12 protein-coding genes are annotated in these 16,029 nt (G+C 71.9%); 7 read left to right on the plus strand and 5 right to left on the minus strand.

The window, feature by feature from the left end:
* Positions 1-40: 40 nt before the first annotated feature.
* A complete protein-coding gene (locus ACFWXQ_RS10450; protein ID WP_383939388.1) occupies positions 41-823 on the minus strand; it encodes an alpha/beta fold hydrolase in 783 nt (260 codons plus the stop codon).
* Positions 824-979: 156 nt separating this feature from the next.
* Here ACFWXQ_RS10450 and ACFWXQ_RS10455 point away from each other — a divergent pair, with 156 nt between their 5' ends.
* The 5 genes from ACFWXQ_RS10455 (at position 980) to ACFWXQ_RS10475 (ending at position 7,920) form a co-directional block, all read left to right on the plus strand.
* A complete protein-coding gene (locus ACFWXQ_RS10455; RefSeq protein WP_383939385.1) occupies positions 980-2,311 on the plus strand; it encodes a radical SAM protein in 1,332 nt (443 codons plus the stop codon).
* Positions 2,312-2,586: 275 nt separating this feature from the next.
* Complete coding sequence (locus ACFWXQ_RS10460) at positions 2,587-4,113, plus strand: cellulose binding domain-containing protein (RefSeq protein WP_383939382.1); 1,527 nt, start codon at positions 2,587-2,589, stop codon at positions 4,111-4,113.
* Between the two features lie 245 nt (positions 4,114-4,358).
* Positions 4,359-5,465, plus strand: coding sequence for a ribosome small subunit-dependent GTPase A (rsgA, locus tag ACFWXQ_RS10465; protein WP_383939379.1), 1,107 nt, complete (start codon positions 4,359-4,361; stop codon positions 5,463-5,465).
* Positions 5,466-6,025: 560 nt separating this feature from the next.
* A complete protein-coding gene (locus tag ACFWXQ_RS10470; RefSeq protein WP_383950880.1) occupies positions 6,026-7,441 on the plus strand; it encodes a DNA-3-methyladenine glycosylase 2 family protein in 1,416 nt (471 codons plus the stop codon).
* Positions 7,438-7,920 (plus strand): methylated-DNA--[protein]-cysteine S-methyltransferase, encoded by a 483-nt coding sequence (locus tag ACFWXQ_RS10475; RefSeq protein ID WP_383950839.1) that lies wholly within the window; start codon positions 7,438-7,440, stop codon positions 7,918-7,920. The genes ACFWXQ_RS10470 and ACFWXQ_RS10475 overlap by 4 nt, the downstream gene beginning before the upstream one ends.
* 11 nt (positions 7,921-7,931) lie before the next feature.
* On the opposite strand, the gene ACFWXQ_RS10480 is transcribed toward ACFWXQ_RS10475, so the two are convergent.
* A complete protein-coding gene (locus ACFWXQ_RS10480; RefSeq protein ID WP_383950842.1) occupies positions 7,932-8,303 on the minus strand; it encodes a PPOX class F420-dependent oxidoreductase in 372 nt (123 codons plus the stop codon).
* A gap of 101 nt (positions 8,304-8,404) precedes the next feature.
* Between ACFWXQ_RS10480 and ACFWXQ_RS10485 the strand changes: the two genes are divergently transcribed.
* Complete coding sequence (locus tag ACFWXQ_RS10485) at positions 8,405-9,628, plus strand: SGNH/GDSL hydrolase family protein (protein ID WP_383950845.1); 1,224 nt, start codon at positions 8,405-8,407, stop codon at positions 9,626-9,628.
* A gap of 1 nt (position 9,629) precedes the next feature.
* On the opposite strand, the gene ACFWXQ_RS10490 is transcribed toward ACFWXQ_RS10485, so the two are convergent.
* From ACFWXQ_RS10490 to ACFWXQ_RS10500, 3 genes are all read right to left on the minus strand, one after another.
* Positions 9,630-11,972 carry a glycoside hydrolase family 95-like protein gene (locus ACFWXQ_RS10490; RefSeq protein WP_383950848.1) on the minus strand — a complete coding sequence of 781 codons (2,343 nt, stop codon included), beginning with the start codon at positions 11,970-11,972 and terminating at the stop codon, positions 9,630-9,632.
* A 167-nt stretch (positions 11,973-12,139) separates the two neighbouring features.
* Entirely contained in the window at positions 12,140-12,625 is a 486-nt protein-coding gene (locus ACFWXQ_RS10495; protein ID WP_383950851.1) for a DUF456 domain-containing protein, read from the minus strand.
* Positions 12,626-12,661: 36 nt separating this feature from the next.
* Positions 12,662-13,669 carry a helix-turn-helix domain-containing protein gene (locus tag ACFWXQ_RS10500; protein ID WP_383950853.1) on the minus strand — a complete coding sequence of 336 codons (1,008 nt, stop codon included), beginning with the start codon at positions 13,667-13,669 and terminating at the stop codon, positions 12,662-12,664.
* 477 nt (positions 13,670-14,146) lie between these two features.
* Here ACFWXQ_RS10500 and ACFWXQ_RS10505 point away from each other — a divergent pair, with 477 nt between their 5' ends.
* Positions 14,147-15,949 (plus strand): protein phosphatase 2C domain-containing protein, encoded by a 1,803-nt coding sequence (locus ACFWXQ_RS10505; protein WP_383950855.1) that lies wholly within the window; start codon positions 14,147-14,149, stop codon positions 15,947-15,949.
* Positions 15,950-16,029 lie beyond the last annotated feature (80 nt).

The following is a 16,029-nucleotide window of genomic DNA, read 5'->3' on the forward strand; positions in this document are numbered from 1 at the left end:
GCGGGTCGTCTGTGGCTGGTCGCGCAGTTCCCCGCGCCCCTCAGGGGGAGGGGGGCGTGGACCACTCCTGTACGAGCGAGACGAATTCCCGGGGGCGTTCCTCGTGCAGGTAGTGGCCGCAGTCCTCGAACACCTCGATGCGGGCGCCTGGTTGGGTGAGGGTGTCGCGCTCGAAGTCGGCGGCGGTGATGGTCGCGTACACGGCCAGCACGGGGTGGGTGCGGCGCGCCAGGTACGCGCGGGTTGCAGGCCGCAGGCCGAAGGCGTCCGGGGCCAGGTACATGCCGTCGCGGCACTGGGCCAGCACCTCCGGGTCCATGCCGGCCATCAACCCCCTCTGCCGATCGCGCAGTTGGTCATGCACGCCCGGCCGGAAGGCGCCCTCCACGAAACGGGCGGCCCACTCCGCGCCCTCCCTCCGTAGCTCCTCCTGCTCCCGGGGAATGCGCAAGGCCTCCGACTCATCCGCTCCGTACGCCGGGTCGACGACCACCAACGCCCGTACAAGATGCGGGTGTTCCACCGCGAGGGCCGTGACGGCCTGGGCGCCCATCGAGTGGCCGACGGCGATCACCGGGCCCGGGTCCAGCCGGCCCAGCAGGTCCGCCAGGTCGGTGGCGAAGTCGCGCGGGCCGTAGCCCCTGGGTGGCTTCGGGGAGCGGCCGTGGCCCCGCAGGTCGGGGACGATCACCCGGTGCCGCCAGTACGGGAGGGTGGGCGCCCAGTCGTCGCCGTCGCCGCCCCACCCGTGGACCAGGAGGAGGGCCGGGCCCGTACCGGGGTGGTCCGTGTGGTGGAGGGCTACGGGTGGGGAGGTGGTCACGGAGGTGACTCTAGACGCGGCCCCGCCACCCGGAGGGACTCGCCACCAGGAGGAGCTCGCCACCAGGAGGGACCCGGCACCACGGGCCCGGGAGGAGGGGCATACCGTGAGGAGTCGAGCACAGCAGCCGGGAGCACCGGGAGCTAGGAGGACGGGATGGGCAGCCGTACCGCGCTGGTCGAGGACCTGATGGAGAGGTTCCCGCACGTACCGCGGGAAGCCGTCTTCAAGGAAGACCTGCTCCGTGGGGGCGTGGCCTTCGACGACTCCGCGCTCAGCGACAACGAGGACGGGGACGTCAAGCCGAAGTCGTACTTCATCTTCTCCTTCGATCACGGCACCCTGCCCGAGCTGGGCGAGGCCGCGCTGCGCCGCCCGCCGGAGGAGATCATCCTCACCGGCGGCCCGTACGACCTGCGCCGGACCGTCGTGTCCGTGCGTGTGAACCCGTCCTCGCCGTACCGCGTGGCAGCGAGCGAGGACGGTGTGCTCGGCCTCTACCTCGACGGGAAGCGGATCTCGGACGTCGGCGTGCCGCCGATGCCGGAGTACTACCGGCACAAGCTCGCCAACGGGAAGTCCGTGATGGAGGTGGCCCCGACCATCCAGTGGGGCTACCTGATCTACCTCACCGTCTTCCGCGTCTGTCAGTACTTCGGCGCCAAGGAGGAGTGCCAGTACTGCGACATCAACCACAACTGGCGCCAGCACAAGGCGGCGGGCCGCCCGTACACCGGGGTCAAGGACGTGGACGAGGTCCTCGAAGCGCTGGAGATCATCGACCGGTACGACACGGCGAAGGCGTCCACCGCCTACACGCTCACCGGCGGCGCCATCACGTCCAAGCTCCAGGGCCGTGACGAGGCCGACTTCTACGGCATGTACGCAAAGGCCATCGAGGAGCACTTCCCGGGCCGCTGGATCGGCAAGGTCGTCGCCCAGGCACTCCCGCGCGACGACGTACAGCGCTTCAAGGACCACGGCGTGCAGATCTACCACCCCAACTACGAGGTGTGGGACGAGTACCTGTTCAAGATGTACTGCCCGGGCAAGGAGCGCTACGTCGGCCGGGACGAATGGCACAAGCGCATCCTCGACTCGGCGGAGATCTTCGGCGCGCGCAACGTGATCCCCAACTTCGTGGCGGGCGTGGAGATGGCGGAGCCCTTCGGCTTCACCACCGTCGACGAGGCCATCGCCTCCACCACCGAGGGCCTGCGCTTCTTCATGTCGCAGGGCATCACGCCCCGCTTCACCACCTGGTGCCCGGAGCCGACGACCCCGCTCGGCAAGGCGAATCCGCAGGGCGCGCCGCTGGAGTACCACATCCGGCTCCTTGAGGCCTACCGCTCCACGATGGAGGACTTCGGGCTCTCCTCGCCGCCCGGCTACGGCGAGCCGGGTCCTGGCCGGGCCGTCTTCTCCGTCAGCTCGTTCATGGACAGCCTGCCGGCGAACGAGGTGACGGAAGAGGTGCCCGCGGTCTGAGGGGACGGGTCGGATGGGGACGTACGGCAGTTCCAGGGACGGTCGGTTGAGTCATTTGGGGCTGCCGGGACGTACAACTGGTGTACGACTGAAGCACGCCTGAGGCCGCGGGGTCTGGTGGGACGTGCGACCCGCGGTAACCGGATGTGCAAGTGCCGCTTGTCAGTTGTGCAGGAACCGTGAAAAACTCTGGTCCCGTCGCAGACGTCCCCCTCAACTCCCGTATTACCCAGGTGAGTTGACCCCGCTTGTGGATGCAGGTGAAGTCCCCACCCATGCCAGACCTGCCGACCCCTCAGGATGCCGCCGAGGCCACTCTGTTCTCGGAGTGCTGGGACGCGGTCCTTTCGTACGCCGATCTCTGTACCGGCGCCTCCACCCATGCCCGCCAACTGGCCTCCGAGGCGTTCTCGCTCGGCATACGCGAAGCGCGTGCCGCCGAGGCCGAGTCCAGTGGCAAGAACTTCGGGCGCCGGGCCCGCACACCCCGGCTGCCCCGAATACCGCTGCTCCTGACCGCCGTACGCCAGACGACCGCCATCTGGGAAGCGAGGGGCCAGGGCGACCGTCTCGACCCCGACCTTCGCCTGTGGCTCAACTCCGACAAGGCCGCCCGCTTTTCGGGACCGCCCCTGCACCGGCCGCTCGCCCTGCGCGGGCTGCGGGACATGCAGGAACCGGATGCCGCGCTGTTGTGGCTGGCGGAGGTCGAGGCGCTGCCGGTCACCTCCGTGGCCCGCCGGCTCGGCCTCGACCCGGAGGGCGCGGCTGAGGAACTGCACCAGGTGCGCGGAGTGTTCCGCGACCGCTGCCACCGCAACCACCTCGACACACCGCTCTCCGAGGAGTGCCGCAGCTACGCCCGGCTCCTCGACGCGGTCACCCGCTCACCGGCCGCCGAGGTGCCCGACGACCTGTCGTGGCACCTCGCGCGCTGCGTCGAGTGCGCGGAGGCCGCCGCCTGTCTGCGGCTCGCCGGCGGAGGACTGCCCGCCGCGCTCGCGGGCGGGGTCATCGGATGGGGCGGGCTCGCCTACCTGGAGCGGCGCCGCAGGGCCGTCGAGTCGGGGCTCAGCCGCGGCGCGGCCGACGACGACCCGGACGAGCCGGACGCCGACGCGGCCGAAGGACGCCGCGCCCGGATAGGGCGGGTCGGACTGATCGCCGCCGCAGTCGGCGTCTCTCTCCTCGCTCTGGCGGTCACGCTGGCGCCGTTCGGCGAGGACGAGGGTTCCGGCTCCCTGGAAGGAACGGCGGGCCGGGAGCCCGTGGGCCAACAGGTCCCCTCGGTCGACCCCGTGCCGACGGTATCGGGCATCAGCTCGACCGCTTCCTCCACGTCCTCCCCGCAGGCCTCCGAATCGAACACCGGGAAGACCGACGAGAACGCCGGCACGGGCTCCGCGTCGGAGAAGGAGCCCCAGGGCGACTCCACGTCCTCGGCCGAGGAGGACGGCGCCGACCCCAACCCCAGCGAACCCGCCGTCTGCCACGCCCGCTACGAACTGGTCAACGAGTGGCCCGACGGCTTCCAGGCCACCGTCACCGTCAAGTCCGACTACGCCCTCAACAACTGGCGCGTCAGCTGGACCTTCCCCGACGGCCAGAAGGTGACCCAGATGTGGGACGGCAACTTCGACCAGGACGGCTCCCGCGTCACCGCGAGCGCCGCCGACTACAACAAGTCGGTCGCCGCGGGCGGTTCTTTCGCGGTCGGCTTCCTCGGCTCCTGGAAGCCTGGCAACGGCAACGGAGAGCCGACCGAGTTCATGCTGAACGGGCGCAGCTGCACGCACAGTTGAGGCCGGGCGATAAATCGATGGGCTCGGGCGGAGGAGCGGGCTAGGGTCGGACTGTTCTGATGGTGGGTCTCCACCGCGAACATCATGCTGGTGTGATCAAGGAGGTGTGATCGATGGCTGTCATCGAGCTGGGCGCTGCCCGCATCCGGAAGTTCATCGAATCCACCTCTGTGGTCACCGGCTGACATCCACCTTCTCCGCGCCCGAATGCGCGCGGCCGGGGCCACCCTTCGAAGGGTCACCCCTTGTCTTCCTCTTCTTCACTGCCTTCTTCCGCCCACCCGCTCGCGCCCTACGGCTGGGACGACGAGTGGGCTGCTGGATTCGGCCCCCACCTGGAGCGGGGGCTCGTGCCGGGCCGAGTCGTACGGGTCGATCGCGGACAGTGCGATGTGATCACCGCCGACGGGCTGGTCCGGGTCGACACCGAGTTCGTGACACCGAACGACCCACTGCGCGTCATCTGCACCGGCGACTGGGCCGTCGTCGACGCAGGCGGGGACCCCCGCTACGTACAGCAGTACCTCCCACGCCGTACCGCCTTCGTGCGGTCGACCTCCTCCAAGCGGTCGGAAGGGCAGATCCTCGCCGCCAACGTCGACTTCGCGATCATCGCGGTGTCCTTGGCGGTGGAGCTCGACCTCGGCCGGATCGAACGGTTCCTGGCGCTGGCCTGGGAATCCGGGGCACAGCCGCTGGTCGTGCTCACCAAGGCGGACCTGGTACCGGACGCGGTGGGCCTGGCCTACCTGGTCCAGGACGTCGAGACGACGGCACCGGGCGTACAGGTGCTGGCCGTCAGTTCCACGGACGGAGACGGCCTCGACGTCCTCGGCGCCGTCGTCGCCGGCGGGACGTCCGTGCTCCTCGGCCAGTCGGGCGCCGGCAAGTCGACGCTCGCGAACGCGCTCCTCGGCGAGGACGTGATGGCCGTCCAGGCGGCACGTGACATGGACGGCAAGGGCCGCCACACGACCACGACCCGGAACCTGCTCGTCCTCCCCGGCGGGGGCGTACTGATCGACACACCTGGGCTGCGCGGGGTTGGGCTCTTCGACGCCGAGAGCGGCGTCGGGCAGGTCTTCTCGGAGATCGAGGAGCTTGCCGCCTCCTGCCGGTTCCAGGACTGCGCGCACGAGGCCGAGCCCGGCTGCGCGGTGCTCGCTGCCGCGGGCTCCGGGGTGCTGCCCGAGCGGCGGCTCGAGAGCTACCGGAAGCTCCTTCGCGAGAACCAGCGGATCGTGGCCAAGACGGATGCGCGGGTCCGAGCGGAGCTTCGGAAGGAGTGGAAGCGGAGGGGGGCGCAGGGGCGCGCCGCGATGGAGGTGAAGCGGGGGGTTCGGGGGCGCTGATTTTGTCCGCGGGCGCGCGGGGGCTGCTCGCGCAGTTCCCCGCGCCCCTGGGTGGGAGGGGCTGAGGTCGGCGTGTGTCTGCAGGTGGGTCGTGGCTGGTCGCGCAGTTCCTCGCGCCCCTGGGTGGGTGGGGCCGAATGCCGTCGGTCGTCTACAGATCCCGGTCGTGCGCCTGCCCAGGAGCCGGGGGGCGGGGCCGCGGCGGGGTATCCGTCCTCGGTCTGGCGCGACTGCGTAAGTTTCGAACAGGGTGCCCGGTGCGGACGCGCCATCCGCTGCGGGCGGACACCCCGCCACGTCCCCTCGGGCCGTACGGCGCCGACGGCCGTCCCCCACCGGGCCGCAAGCCGCCGACGCACGCGGGGCGGGGCCGTGCCGGTATGTCAACGTTCGCGACGTACGGCTCCCGCTGGAAACGTTCACCGATGAAACCCAGGGCAGTATGCACGGCAGTCGCGAACGTGACATACCGGCACGGCCCCGCCCCACCCACCGACGAAGAGCGTCACGTCCGATTTCCGCCAGCCGGGTGGTCGGCGGCGGCGCAGACTGGAGGGGTGATTGACGAAGAGACCAGGTATGGAGCGGTGCGGAGCAGGGACGCCCGGTTCGACGGGGAGTTCTTCTTCGCGGTGGAGACGACGGGGATCTACTGCCGGCCGAGCTGCCCCGCGGTGACGCCGAAACGGGAGAACGTCCGGTTCTACGCGACGGCCGCCGCCGCGCAGAGTTCCGGGTTCCGGGCCTGCCGCAGATGCCGCCCGGACGCCGCGCCGGGTTCCGCCGAGTGGAACGTACGCGCGGACGTCGTGGGACGCGCGATGCGGATGATCGGCGACGGGGTCGTGGACCGCGAGGGAGTCGCCGGGCTCGCCGTGCGGCTCGGCTACAGCGCCCGTCAGGTGCAGCGGCAGCTCACCGCGGAGGTGGGCGCAGGCCCGGTGGCCCTGGCACGGGCCCAGCGGGCCCACACCGCGAGGGTGCTGCTCCAGACCACGGAGCTGCCGATCACGGAGATCGCCTTCGCGGCCGGTTTCGCGAGTGTGCGGCAGTTCAACGACACGATCCGCACGGTGTACGCCTCGACACCGACCGAGCTGCGCGCCGCCGCACCCCGCCGGGGCGCCGCCTCGCGCCGTGCGGCCACTCCGTCGGCGGGGATCCCGCTGCGTCTGGCCTACCGCGGCCCCTACCGGGCCGGTGAGGTCTTCGACCTGCTGGCCGCCGAGGCAGTCGCCGGTGTGGAGGAGGTCGCCGGGGGCGAGGGCTCCCGCACTTATCGTCGGACCCTGCGGCTGCCGTACGGCACCGGAATCGTGGCCGTCGGCGAGCGGCAGTCCGGGGCCCCCGCCCACGCAGGCGGCTGGCTCGACGCCAGGCTGCACCTCACGGACCTGCGCGATCTGACCACCGCGGTACAGCGACTGCGGCGGCTCCTGGACCTGGATTCCGATCCGTACGCCGTGGACGAGCGGCTGGCAGCAGACAAGCGACTGGCACCGCTGGTGGCAGCCAGGCCCGGGCTGCGTTCGCCCGGGGCCGCCGACCCGGAGGAGCTGGCCATACGGGCCCTGGTCGGCCGGGAGGAGGCCGAGCGCCTCGTGCGGGCGTACGGGAAGCTGCTGGACGCCCCCTGCGGAACGCTCACGCATGTCTTTCCCGAGCCGGCCGCACTCGCGGAGGCGGGCGGCACGCTGGGCGCCCTCGCCACAGCGCTCGCCGACGGCACCCTGCGGCTGGATCCGGGAGCCGACCGAGAGGAGGCGCAGGCGGCGCTGCTCGCCCTGCCCGGCATGGACCCGCGGGCCGTGGCCGTCATCCGCACCCGCGCCCTCGGCGACCCCGACGTGGCACCACCGGACGAGGACGCCCCCGACGCCTGGCGCCCCTGGCGCTCCTACGCCCTGCACCATCTGAGAGTGGCCGACCGGACAGAACCCAGGCCCCCGAGCGAGCTGGAAGAGCACCGATCATGACGAACGTCAACTACGCCGAGCTCGACAGCCCGGTCGGCCAACTCCTGCTCACCGCAGACGAGTCCGGGGCCCTGACCTCGCTGTCGGTGCCGGGCCAGAAGGGCGGCCGCACCGTCCAGCCGGACTGGCGGCGAGCGCCCGAGCTGTTCCGGGACGCCCGAGAGCAGCTCACGGCCTACTTCGCCGGTGAACTCAAGGAGTTCCAGCTGGAGTTGAGGGCGAGCGGTACCGAATTCCGGGAGAAGGTCTGGGGCGCCCTCGACTCCGTCCCCTACGGGGCGACCACCACGTACGGGGAGATCGCCGCGCGGATCGGCGCGTCGCGTGTCGCCGTGCGGGCCGTGGGCGGGGCGATCGGTGCCAACCCGCTGCTGATCGTCCGGCCGTGCCATCGGGTGATCGGCGCCGACGGTTCGCTCACCGGCTACGCGGGCGGCTTGGAGCGGAAGCTCCAGCTGCTGAGGCTGGAAGGACGGTAGACGGCGGCCCCCTACTCCTCCTCCAACCCCCAGCTGTGGATCCGCCGAGGGTGGATGCGGATCAGTTCCTCGCTGAAGTGCGGGCCCATCTCGTGAGGCCCCGTGAGGAGTTCGGCCTCGCCGCGGATGTCCACGCCGCGCACCTTCCAGGGGCGGAGGCTGACGATGTCGTCGATGACGAGGGCGACCTTGGGGTTCTTCTGGAGGTTGCGCCACTTCTTGGTGGTGCCCATGGCGTATCCGCCGATCAGGATCGTGCCGTCGTCCTGCGGATAGAAGCCCACAGGGTTCGCCTGCGGCTGCCCGAGCTGGTCGACGGTCGCCAGCCGGCCCAGTCGCTGGGACTTTAGGTACACCCGTTCGGCTTCACTGAATGCGGTCATAGCTGCAGCCAAACACGGATTTCATGTCCTCCGCATCGGATCCTGGCCCTAGGTCCCGGGACCCGACCCGGCCGGGCTCCGTCGGCGGAAGGCAGTGACGCATGGTCAGACAGACGCTGGTTGCCGTGGCTGGAGCGCTGACGCTCACGCTGATGGGTACGGGGGTCGCCCACGGGGGCCGGGAGCCCCTCGCGCGGCACGCCCCCGGGCACTGGACCGGCACGTGGGAAGGCTCCGCCTCCGGTACCGCGGCCGCGCTGCCCGGCGCCTCGATCCGTAACGTCGTGCACACGAGTGTCGGCGGTACGGCAGTCCGCGTACGGATCTCGAACCGGCTCGGCACGCTGCCGCTGGCCCTCGGCGGAGCCACCCTCGCCCGGCAGGCGCCCAACGCCCCCAAGAGCCCGGACGCCCTCCCCGGCACGATGCGCACGCTCACGTTCGGCGGGCGGAAGAAGGTCACCGTCCCCGTGGGCAGGGACGTGGTGAGCGACTCCGTGACGCTCGTCGTTCCGGCCGCCGCCAATCTCCTCGTCACCGTCCACACGCCCGGTGACTCGGGCCCGGCCACCTACCACCGCGACGCCCTGCAGACCAACTTCGTCGCCCCGAAAGGCAATCGGGTCGCCGATGTGAGGGGTACGGCGTTCACGGCGACCACGCGCTCCTGGTACTACGTGACCGGGGTCGACGTACGGCGGGCGGAGCCCGCGGGGAGCGTGGTCGCGCTCGGCGACTCCCTCACCGACGGCTCCGGTTCGACGCCGAGTACCAACCGGCGCTGGCCCGACCGGCTCGCCGAGCGGCTGCGAGCCCTGCCCGCGCGTCGGCAGCAGGGCGTCCTGAACGCGGGAGTCGCCGGGAACCGGCTGCTGCTCGAAGGCCGGGGGCCCAGCGCCCTGGCCCGGTTCGACGCCGACGTCCTCTCCCGCACCGGCGTGCGCACGCTGATCGTGATGGAGGGCATCAACGACATCAAGAGCGCGCCGAACCAGACCGACCCGGCCGCCCTCGGTGCCGCGTACCGCGAGATCGTGCGGCGCGCCCACGCCCGCGGTATCCGGGTCGTCGGGGCCACGCTCACCCCGTTCGGCGGCTACGGCGGATACACGGACAGGCGTGAGCGCGTACGGCAGGAGGTCAACCGGCTCATCCGGGGCGGTGGGCTGTTCGACGCGGTCGCGGACTTCGACGCCGTCGTCCGCGACCCGTCCAGGCCGAACCGCATGCTGGCCGCCTACGACCCCGGCGACCACCTCCACTTCAACGACGCGGGCATGCGGGCCCTCGCCGACAGCATCGACCTGAACGCTCTGGCGGGCTAGTTCACGGGGTCGCCGGCAGGCCCCACCGCGGGGCTTCCTCGTTCCGCTCGACGGGGGCGATGCGCAGGTCCGGCCGGTCGCCCTTGGCGGTGATGAGGGCCGACTCGCCCTTGCGCAGGGTGACTTGGATCGCCCCGTCACCCACGTCCTTGAACCGCAGGGGCCGTCCACGCCCGTCCCGTACGTCGATCGCTCCCGCGATTCCGTGCCGTACGACGCAGGGGGCGCCCGCCTCGCTGACCAGCCGCACCCAGCGGGTCCTTCCGCCCTTCCGTACCGCGCTGAGCAGGAAGGCCCCCTGGGTGCGGAAGTCGTGAACCGTCAGGTCGGCCCAGGCGGCGGGCAGGGCGGGGAAGACGCGGATGACGTCGCCCCAGGACTGGCAGATCATGTCGTGGACCGACTGGGCGGCGGAGAGCGGGGTCTCGATGACCGGGCCCGACTCCTTGTACATGGTGTTGGGCTGGATGAAGCGGGTCATGAGCTGGCCCAGGTACGACAGCGCGTCCTCGCCCTTGCCGAGCAGCGCCGACATCGAGGCGGCGCCCGTGAACGTGTAGCCCTGGAGCGCGCCCTCGAAGCCGACCCAGTGGGCCAACGACTTCTCGATCAGGGCCTTTTCGTCCGGGGTGTCGCCCGTCAGCTCGTACAGCGGGTAGACGGCCAGGAGGTGGGAGTAGTGGCGGTGCGACTTCGCGAAGGGGATGTCCGCGCCGATCATGAAGCCGTTCGCGTCGGTCGGGTAGGCGGCCCGCCTGGCCAGGACCTCGCGCCAGCGGGGTGCCAACTTGTCCTCGATGCCGAGGAGTTCGGCGGAGTCGAGGAGGGTGCGGCAGCCCCAGGTGAGCAGCATCAGGTCGTAGTTGCAGTCCCGGGAGTTGCCGCCGTACTCGGGCGAGAAGGTCGCCGGGAGGTGCAACTTGCCGTCCGCGCCCGGCTCCAGGAAGTGCAGGTAGTAGTTGATCGCCTTGCGCAGGAGCGGGAACAGGACGTCCCGGAGGATCGACTCGTCCATGGTGTGGCGGTAGCTGAGCCAGACGTTGTGCAGGGCCCAGGTGAGGTTGCCGACCTCGGGGGTCGGCGGGTCCTGGCCGGGGATGCCGACGCCGTAGCCGAGTACGGGGTCGGTCGCGCCGCCGTTGACCAGCGAGGCGTCGGTGGTGCGCGGGATGCCCAGTGAGTCGCCGCGGTAGGCGGGCGCCATCTCGGCCTTGAGGTGGTCGCGGAACTCGCTCAACGACCGGGTCACGGCGTCGAGTTCGAGGTGGTTGGAGCCGTGGATCAGCCAGTACTCCAGCTGCACGTTCAGGTTCCACCAGGTCGCGGGCCAGGGCGTGGGCTCCAGCCAGGGGCCGCTGGTGGCCATCGCGGGGGCGTCACGACGGGCCGCGGACGCCGTCTTGTAGAGCTGGATCCAGTAGAAACGCTGGATGCGCGCGTCCGGGAGGGAGAGGAAGCTCTTGCGGTAGAAGGCGTGCCACCAGGCGCGATGCGTCAACGCCAGTGCGTCGTACGGCAGGAGTGCGCTCGTGCGGACGGTGGCGAGGGCCTGCCGCAGGGCCGTCGACTTCGGGTAGGAGTGCGCGACGTTGACGTAGAGGGTTCGGCGGGGACCTCGTGTCCGCTCCCGCCACGCGGTGACGTGCTGGCCGCCGGAGAGCAGTGGTTGAACCGCCGCGGACACCCCGTCGTGCTCTTCGATCTCGGCGGGCGGGTTGCCCGCGTATCCCGGCGGGACCGGTTTGAACGCGGCACGGGGGCTGATCGCCTGCGCCGGGTGGAACACCCACCGGAAGTCGCGCTCGCCCTTGCTCGGGGTCACCTCGACGGCGAGCACGGAGCGGGTCGTGTGGATCAGGGCGCGGATCGTGAGGGTGCCGCGGTCCGTGGTGAGCGTGCCGGTCAACTCGGCGTCGCGCAGGCCGAGTCGCCAGTCCAGGCCGGTGATCGCGCCCACCGGCTCCAGGGTGAAGTGGCCTATGGGCAGCCGCGCGAGACCGAAGAGGGAGCCGAACTGCGGGCGGTGGTCCTGCACTTCGGAGTGCTGGATGTTGAAGCGGACGGCCTCGGTCTCCCGGCCCGGTTCGGCGTAGATGCCCGAGCCCAGGAAGCCGTTGCCCAGGTACGGGCCCTCGTACCAGGTCTTCGGCATCCGCTCCCAGACCAGGTCGGCGTCGTCGAGGACGGTACGCCAGGGGTCGGAGGACGTGGAGGGCGCGTACGGGGCGTCGGGGGCGCTTCCGTGGTCGGCCGCGCTCGCCTGTGCCGGGAGGCCGGTGGCGAGAAGTGTCCCGCCCAGGGCGGATCCGGTGGCGAGCACGGTTCGTCTGGACGGGCTGGGCATCGCGCCTCCTGGCGGCTCGTTCTACTGCGTGCACTCCGGAGATTCATCGGAGCTATCCCGAGATGCAACGTAGAGAAGGTGCAGGATGGCGTCAATATGAAGGGAGAGATCCGATGTGTGGAGTGGGCGGGTGGGTGGAGTGGGCAGGTGGAGTGAGCCGGGCGGGATCACGGTCCCCAGATCACGGCTCCCAGCCATGCCCCCGCGATCAGCAGGCAGGCGAACAGCTCCACCAGCACGCTGGTCCCGCCCGCCCGCATCACCGAGCGGACCGACGCCTTCGCCTCCCCGTGTCCGCCGAGCCGCAGCCGCTCGGCGAGATAACCGCCGCCGAGATAGCCGGGTATCGCGCCCAGCACGGGCAGGAGGAAGAAGCCGAGCAGGGCCCCCACGCCCGCGTACGCCGCCATGCGCGGGGTGGCGCCGCTCGCGCGCAGCCGGCGTGGCGGCAGCCGCCAGCGGATCACCTGGGCGAGGAACAGGACGGCCGTGGCGCCCACAAGCACGGCCCAGGAGAGCCGCTGCGGATTCTCGAACGCCCACCACAGGACCGCGGCCCACACCAGCCACGACCCCGGCGCGCCGGGTACCAGCACTCCGCTCAGGCCGAGCAGCAGCACCACACCGACCAGCAGGAGTTCCCACGCTCCCATCTGTCCAGAGTGCGGGAGAGCGGGCGAAATCGCAGGTCAGTCCTGTCGCTCCCGGGCCACCCAGCCCTTCTCGTACGTGTGCCAGCCCAGCTGGAGCCGGGTCGTCACGCCCGTCAGCTCCATCAGCCGCTTGACCCGGCGCTGCACGGTCCGCAGGCCCAGGTCGAGCTGCTTGGCGACGCTCGCGTCGGTCAGTCCGGCGAGGAGCAGGGAGAGGATCTCCAGGTCGGTGCCGTCAGGCCCGTCCCGCTCCTCCTCCGTGACCGCGTCGGGCGCGCCGAGCCGCAGCGGCAGCGCGTCCCGCCACACCGCCTCGAACAGGCCCGACAGCGATTCCAGCAGCCCGCTCGCGTGGACGACGAGGGCCGCGGGCTCCAGGGTCCGCGAGGTCAGCGGCACCATGGCGAGGGCGCGGTCGGCGATCACCAGCTTGGTCGGGACCGTGTCCACGACCCGTACCTGCTCGTCGCGGCCGAGTGCGGCGGACAGCTCGGTGATGCCGTTCGGCAGGTGCAGCACCGACCGTTCGACGACCACGCGGTAGCGGACGCCGCGGTCGGCGGCCTGCTCCTCCGCGTCGTTGTCGGTGCCGGAGACGACGACCGGGTTCCCGGTGACCAGGGCGCACACCTCCTCGCTCGCGCCGAGCTGGAGCTGCAGGAACCGCTGGGCGACCGCGGCCGCGCCGGTCACCACCTCGACCAGGTCGTGCGCGGCGGGCTCGACGGCCCGGGCGCGGTACTCCTCCGCGAGCAGGGCCGCCGCCAGCTCCGCCTGGTCCAGCTCGTGGCGCCGCTGGGTGAGCAGCGCGCCGATCGCGACACCGGGCGGCGCCGCGACCCAGCGGCCCGGCCGGGCCGACGACTGGGCGGCCAGACCGTGCCGCTCCAGCCGGCGCAGGGCGCGCTCGGTGTCGTGCTCGCCGAGCGTGAGCCGCCTCGCGAGATCGGGCACGTCGGCGGCGCCCACGGACACCAGTGCCCGGTAGGCCGACTCGTGTGTCTCGTCCAGCCCTATCGCTGTCAGACCTGTCGCTCCCGGCATGCGGCGACGCCCCTCCCCGAAGACCCGGCCGTGGCGGAAAACGGCCACGGCGTAAAACCGCCTCGGCACATCATCCCCGTACCGTCCGTCTCTCTGCCAAGGTGGCGCCACAGCAGCATGACGTACGGCTCGTGGCGAGGACCCGCCATCGGCCGGCCGGGCCGAGCACGCGGTGGGTGGGTGCGGGGCGGTGGACGGGCCGCGACCGCCGGGCACAGCTGTCCCCCAGGGAAGCGCGTCACACTCAGGGCCGAACCGGGTGACTCCCAGGAGAACTGGGGAACTCGGCCGTTCAGACCGTGACCCGGGCGTACGGCGTGCGCCGGGGCCCGCGGTCACACCGGCGCCGCCGGGCGGTTCTCCCGTGGGGGGTGGGATCGCCCGGCGGTTTCGTATCGCCGTTCGACGCCCAACCCCGTGGCCGGTTTTTCCGGATGCACCGTTTTCATCCGGCCTCCGCGGTGGACAATTAGGGGCATGAGCCAGCAGGGGGAGAAGCCCACCGGTCAAGAGGACGACTGGTGGGGGCAGCTGTACGACGACTCCACGGGGGACACGGGGCCCGCGGCCGCGGCCGACTCCCTCGACGACCGCTTCGCCTCGGCGTCGGACACCGTGGGCGCCCCGGACGCCGCGCCCCCGCCCACACCCGCCCGGGGCCCAGGAATCCCACCGCCCCGCACCCAAACACCGACCGAACACCGCCGCCACCCGGGCACCGGCTCGGAACCGCCCGAGCCGGTGAGCGACGCCCCTGCCGACCGCGGGCCCACGACCGGCGACCTCGCGGCCGACGGCCCCGCGGTCACCGGCTTCGGCACCGCCTGGCCGGTGGCCGGCTGGGGCCCGAGCGAACGCCAACCGCCTGGGGCAACCGGCGGTCCACCACCTCCTGGCGGGCCTGCGCCTGGCAGCTCCGCGGCCGGCGGAGGGGCACTCCGGCCCGGGGAACCGGAGAACGACCCGCTCCGACGCAGCGGGCTCCAGCGGCAGCGGGCGCCCTGGGAGGCCCCGCCTCCCGTGTTCCAGCCGATGTCCCCTCGGGCACCGGAGCCCGAGCCTGAGAGTTCCCCGCCTCCCGTGTTCCGGCCGGTGTCTGCTCGGGCACCGGAGTCCGATGCGGCAGCGCCCCGCACTGGTACGTCCACGGAGGCGCCCGGGGACGGGACGCCCGCGTCACGGGCCCCCTCCGGATCCGACGCATCGCCGCCGCCCGGCGGTGCCTTCCCGTACGCCCCGCCCGCCACCCTCGTCGACGCCCCGTCGGGCACCCCCTCGGACCAGGCCCCCGTACAAGCCCCCAACCTCCCCACTCCCGTCGACTACGTGGGCTCGGGGCCGCCCACCTACGATGCCGAGCCGACCGCGCTGCCGCCCGCCGACGCGGACGACCTCGACGATCTCGTGGCGGACACCGTGCTGGACGGGGCGGCGTACGGGACGTCCACGCTGCGGGCCGTGTCCGTGCGCGGGGACTCGGCGCGCTACCGGGGCGAGCCGCGCAGGGACTCCCTGCTCACCGCCCGCTTCGGGGTCGGAGACGGCGCGCTCGTGCTGGTCGCGATGGCGACCGGGGCCCGTGCCACCCCCGGCGCGCACCGGGCCGCCGCCGAGGCGTGCCAGTGGATCGGGCGGGCCGTCGGCCGCAGCCACGCACGCCTGGCCGAGGACATCAGGGCCGCCCGGCGCGGCGACCTCAAGTCGGGACTGCACCGGCTCACCGACCGCAGCCTCGGCAAGCTGCGGGCCAGCGCCGCCGAGCAGGGCATCGAACCGGAGGAGTACACCGCGAGCCTGCGCTGCCTCCTCCTCCCTGCCGACCCCGAGTGCCGCACGCGTGTCTTCTTCGGCGTCGGAGCGGGCGGCCTCTTCCGGCTGCGCGACGGCGAGTGGCAGGACATCGAGCCGCACGTCGCCGACACCACCGGCGAGGCCGTCGTCGGCTTCGGATCGCTGCCGCACGAGACCCCCGACGGCGACCGGCTCACCATGGACCTGGGAATCACCACACCCCCGAGCCCGTACGAACCGGCCCCCGAGCCGCCGCCCCGCGACCCGTTCCGCTTCCGCGCCTCCGTCGCCCGCCCGGGCGACACCCTCCTGCTGTGCACCAGCGGTCTCGCCGAACCCCTGCGCGGTGAACCCGGCCTGGCCGAACACCTCACCTCCCGCTGGTCGGACGGTGATCCGCCCGGCCTCGCGGCGTTCCTCGCGGACACCCTGGTACGGGTCAAGGGATACGCCGACGACCGGACGGCCGCGGCTGTTTGGGAGGCGTAACCGCGCCCGCTGTGAATTCATGGGACATGAAAGGGCACCTGTGACAGCGAAAGACAGCTGAAGAACAGCTAGCTGAAGAC

Source organism: Streptomyces sp. NPDC058697 (genome assembly GCF_042715345.1).
GTDB lineage: Bacteria > Actinomycetota > Actinomycetes > Streptomycetales > Streptomycetaceae > Streptomyces > Streptomyces liliifuscus.

Coding starts and splice junctions, on each gene's coding strand:
- ACFWXQ_RS10505 (WP_383950855.1), top strand. CDS start 14,147: ATGAGCCAGCAGGGGGAGAAGCCCACCGGTCAAGAGGACGACTGGTGG.
- ACFWXQ_RS10495 (WP_383950851.1), bottom strand. CDS start 12,625: ATGGGAGCGTGGGAACTCCTGCTGGTCGGTGTGGTGCTGCTGCTCGGC.
- ACFWXQ_RS10475 (WP_383950839.1), top strand. CDS start 7,438: ATGACGAACGTCAACTACGCCGAGCTCGACAGCCCGGTCGGCCAACTC.
- ACFWXQ_RS10485 (WP_383950845.1), top strand. CDS start 8,405: ATGGTCAGACAGACGCTGGTTGCCGTGGCTGGAGCGCTGACGCTCACG.
- ACFWXQ_RS10500 (WP_383950853.1), bottom strand. CDS start 13,669: ATGCCGGGAGCGACAGGTCTGACAGCGATAGGGCTGGACGAGACACAC.
- ACFWXQ_RS10455 (WP_383939385.1), top strand. CDS start 980: ATGGGCAGCCGTACCGCGCTGGTCGAGGACCTGATGGAGAGGTTCCCG.
- ACFWXQ_RS10480 (WP_383950842.1), bottom strand. CDS start 8,303: ATGACCGCATTCAGTGAAGCCGAACGGGTGTACCTAAAGTCCCAGCGA.
- ACFWXQ_RS10460 (WP_383939382.1), top strand. CDS start 2,587: ATGCCAGACCTGCCGACCCCTCAGGATGCCGCCGAGGCCACTCTGTTC.
- ACFWXQ_RS10490 (WP_383950848.1), bottom strand. CDS start 11,972: ATGCCCAGCCCGTCCAGACGAACCGTGCTCGCCACCGGATCCGCCCTG.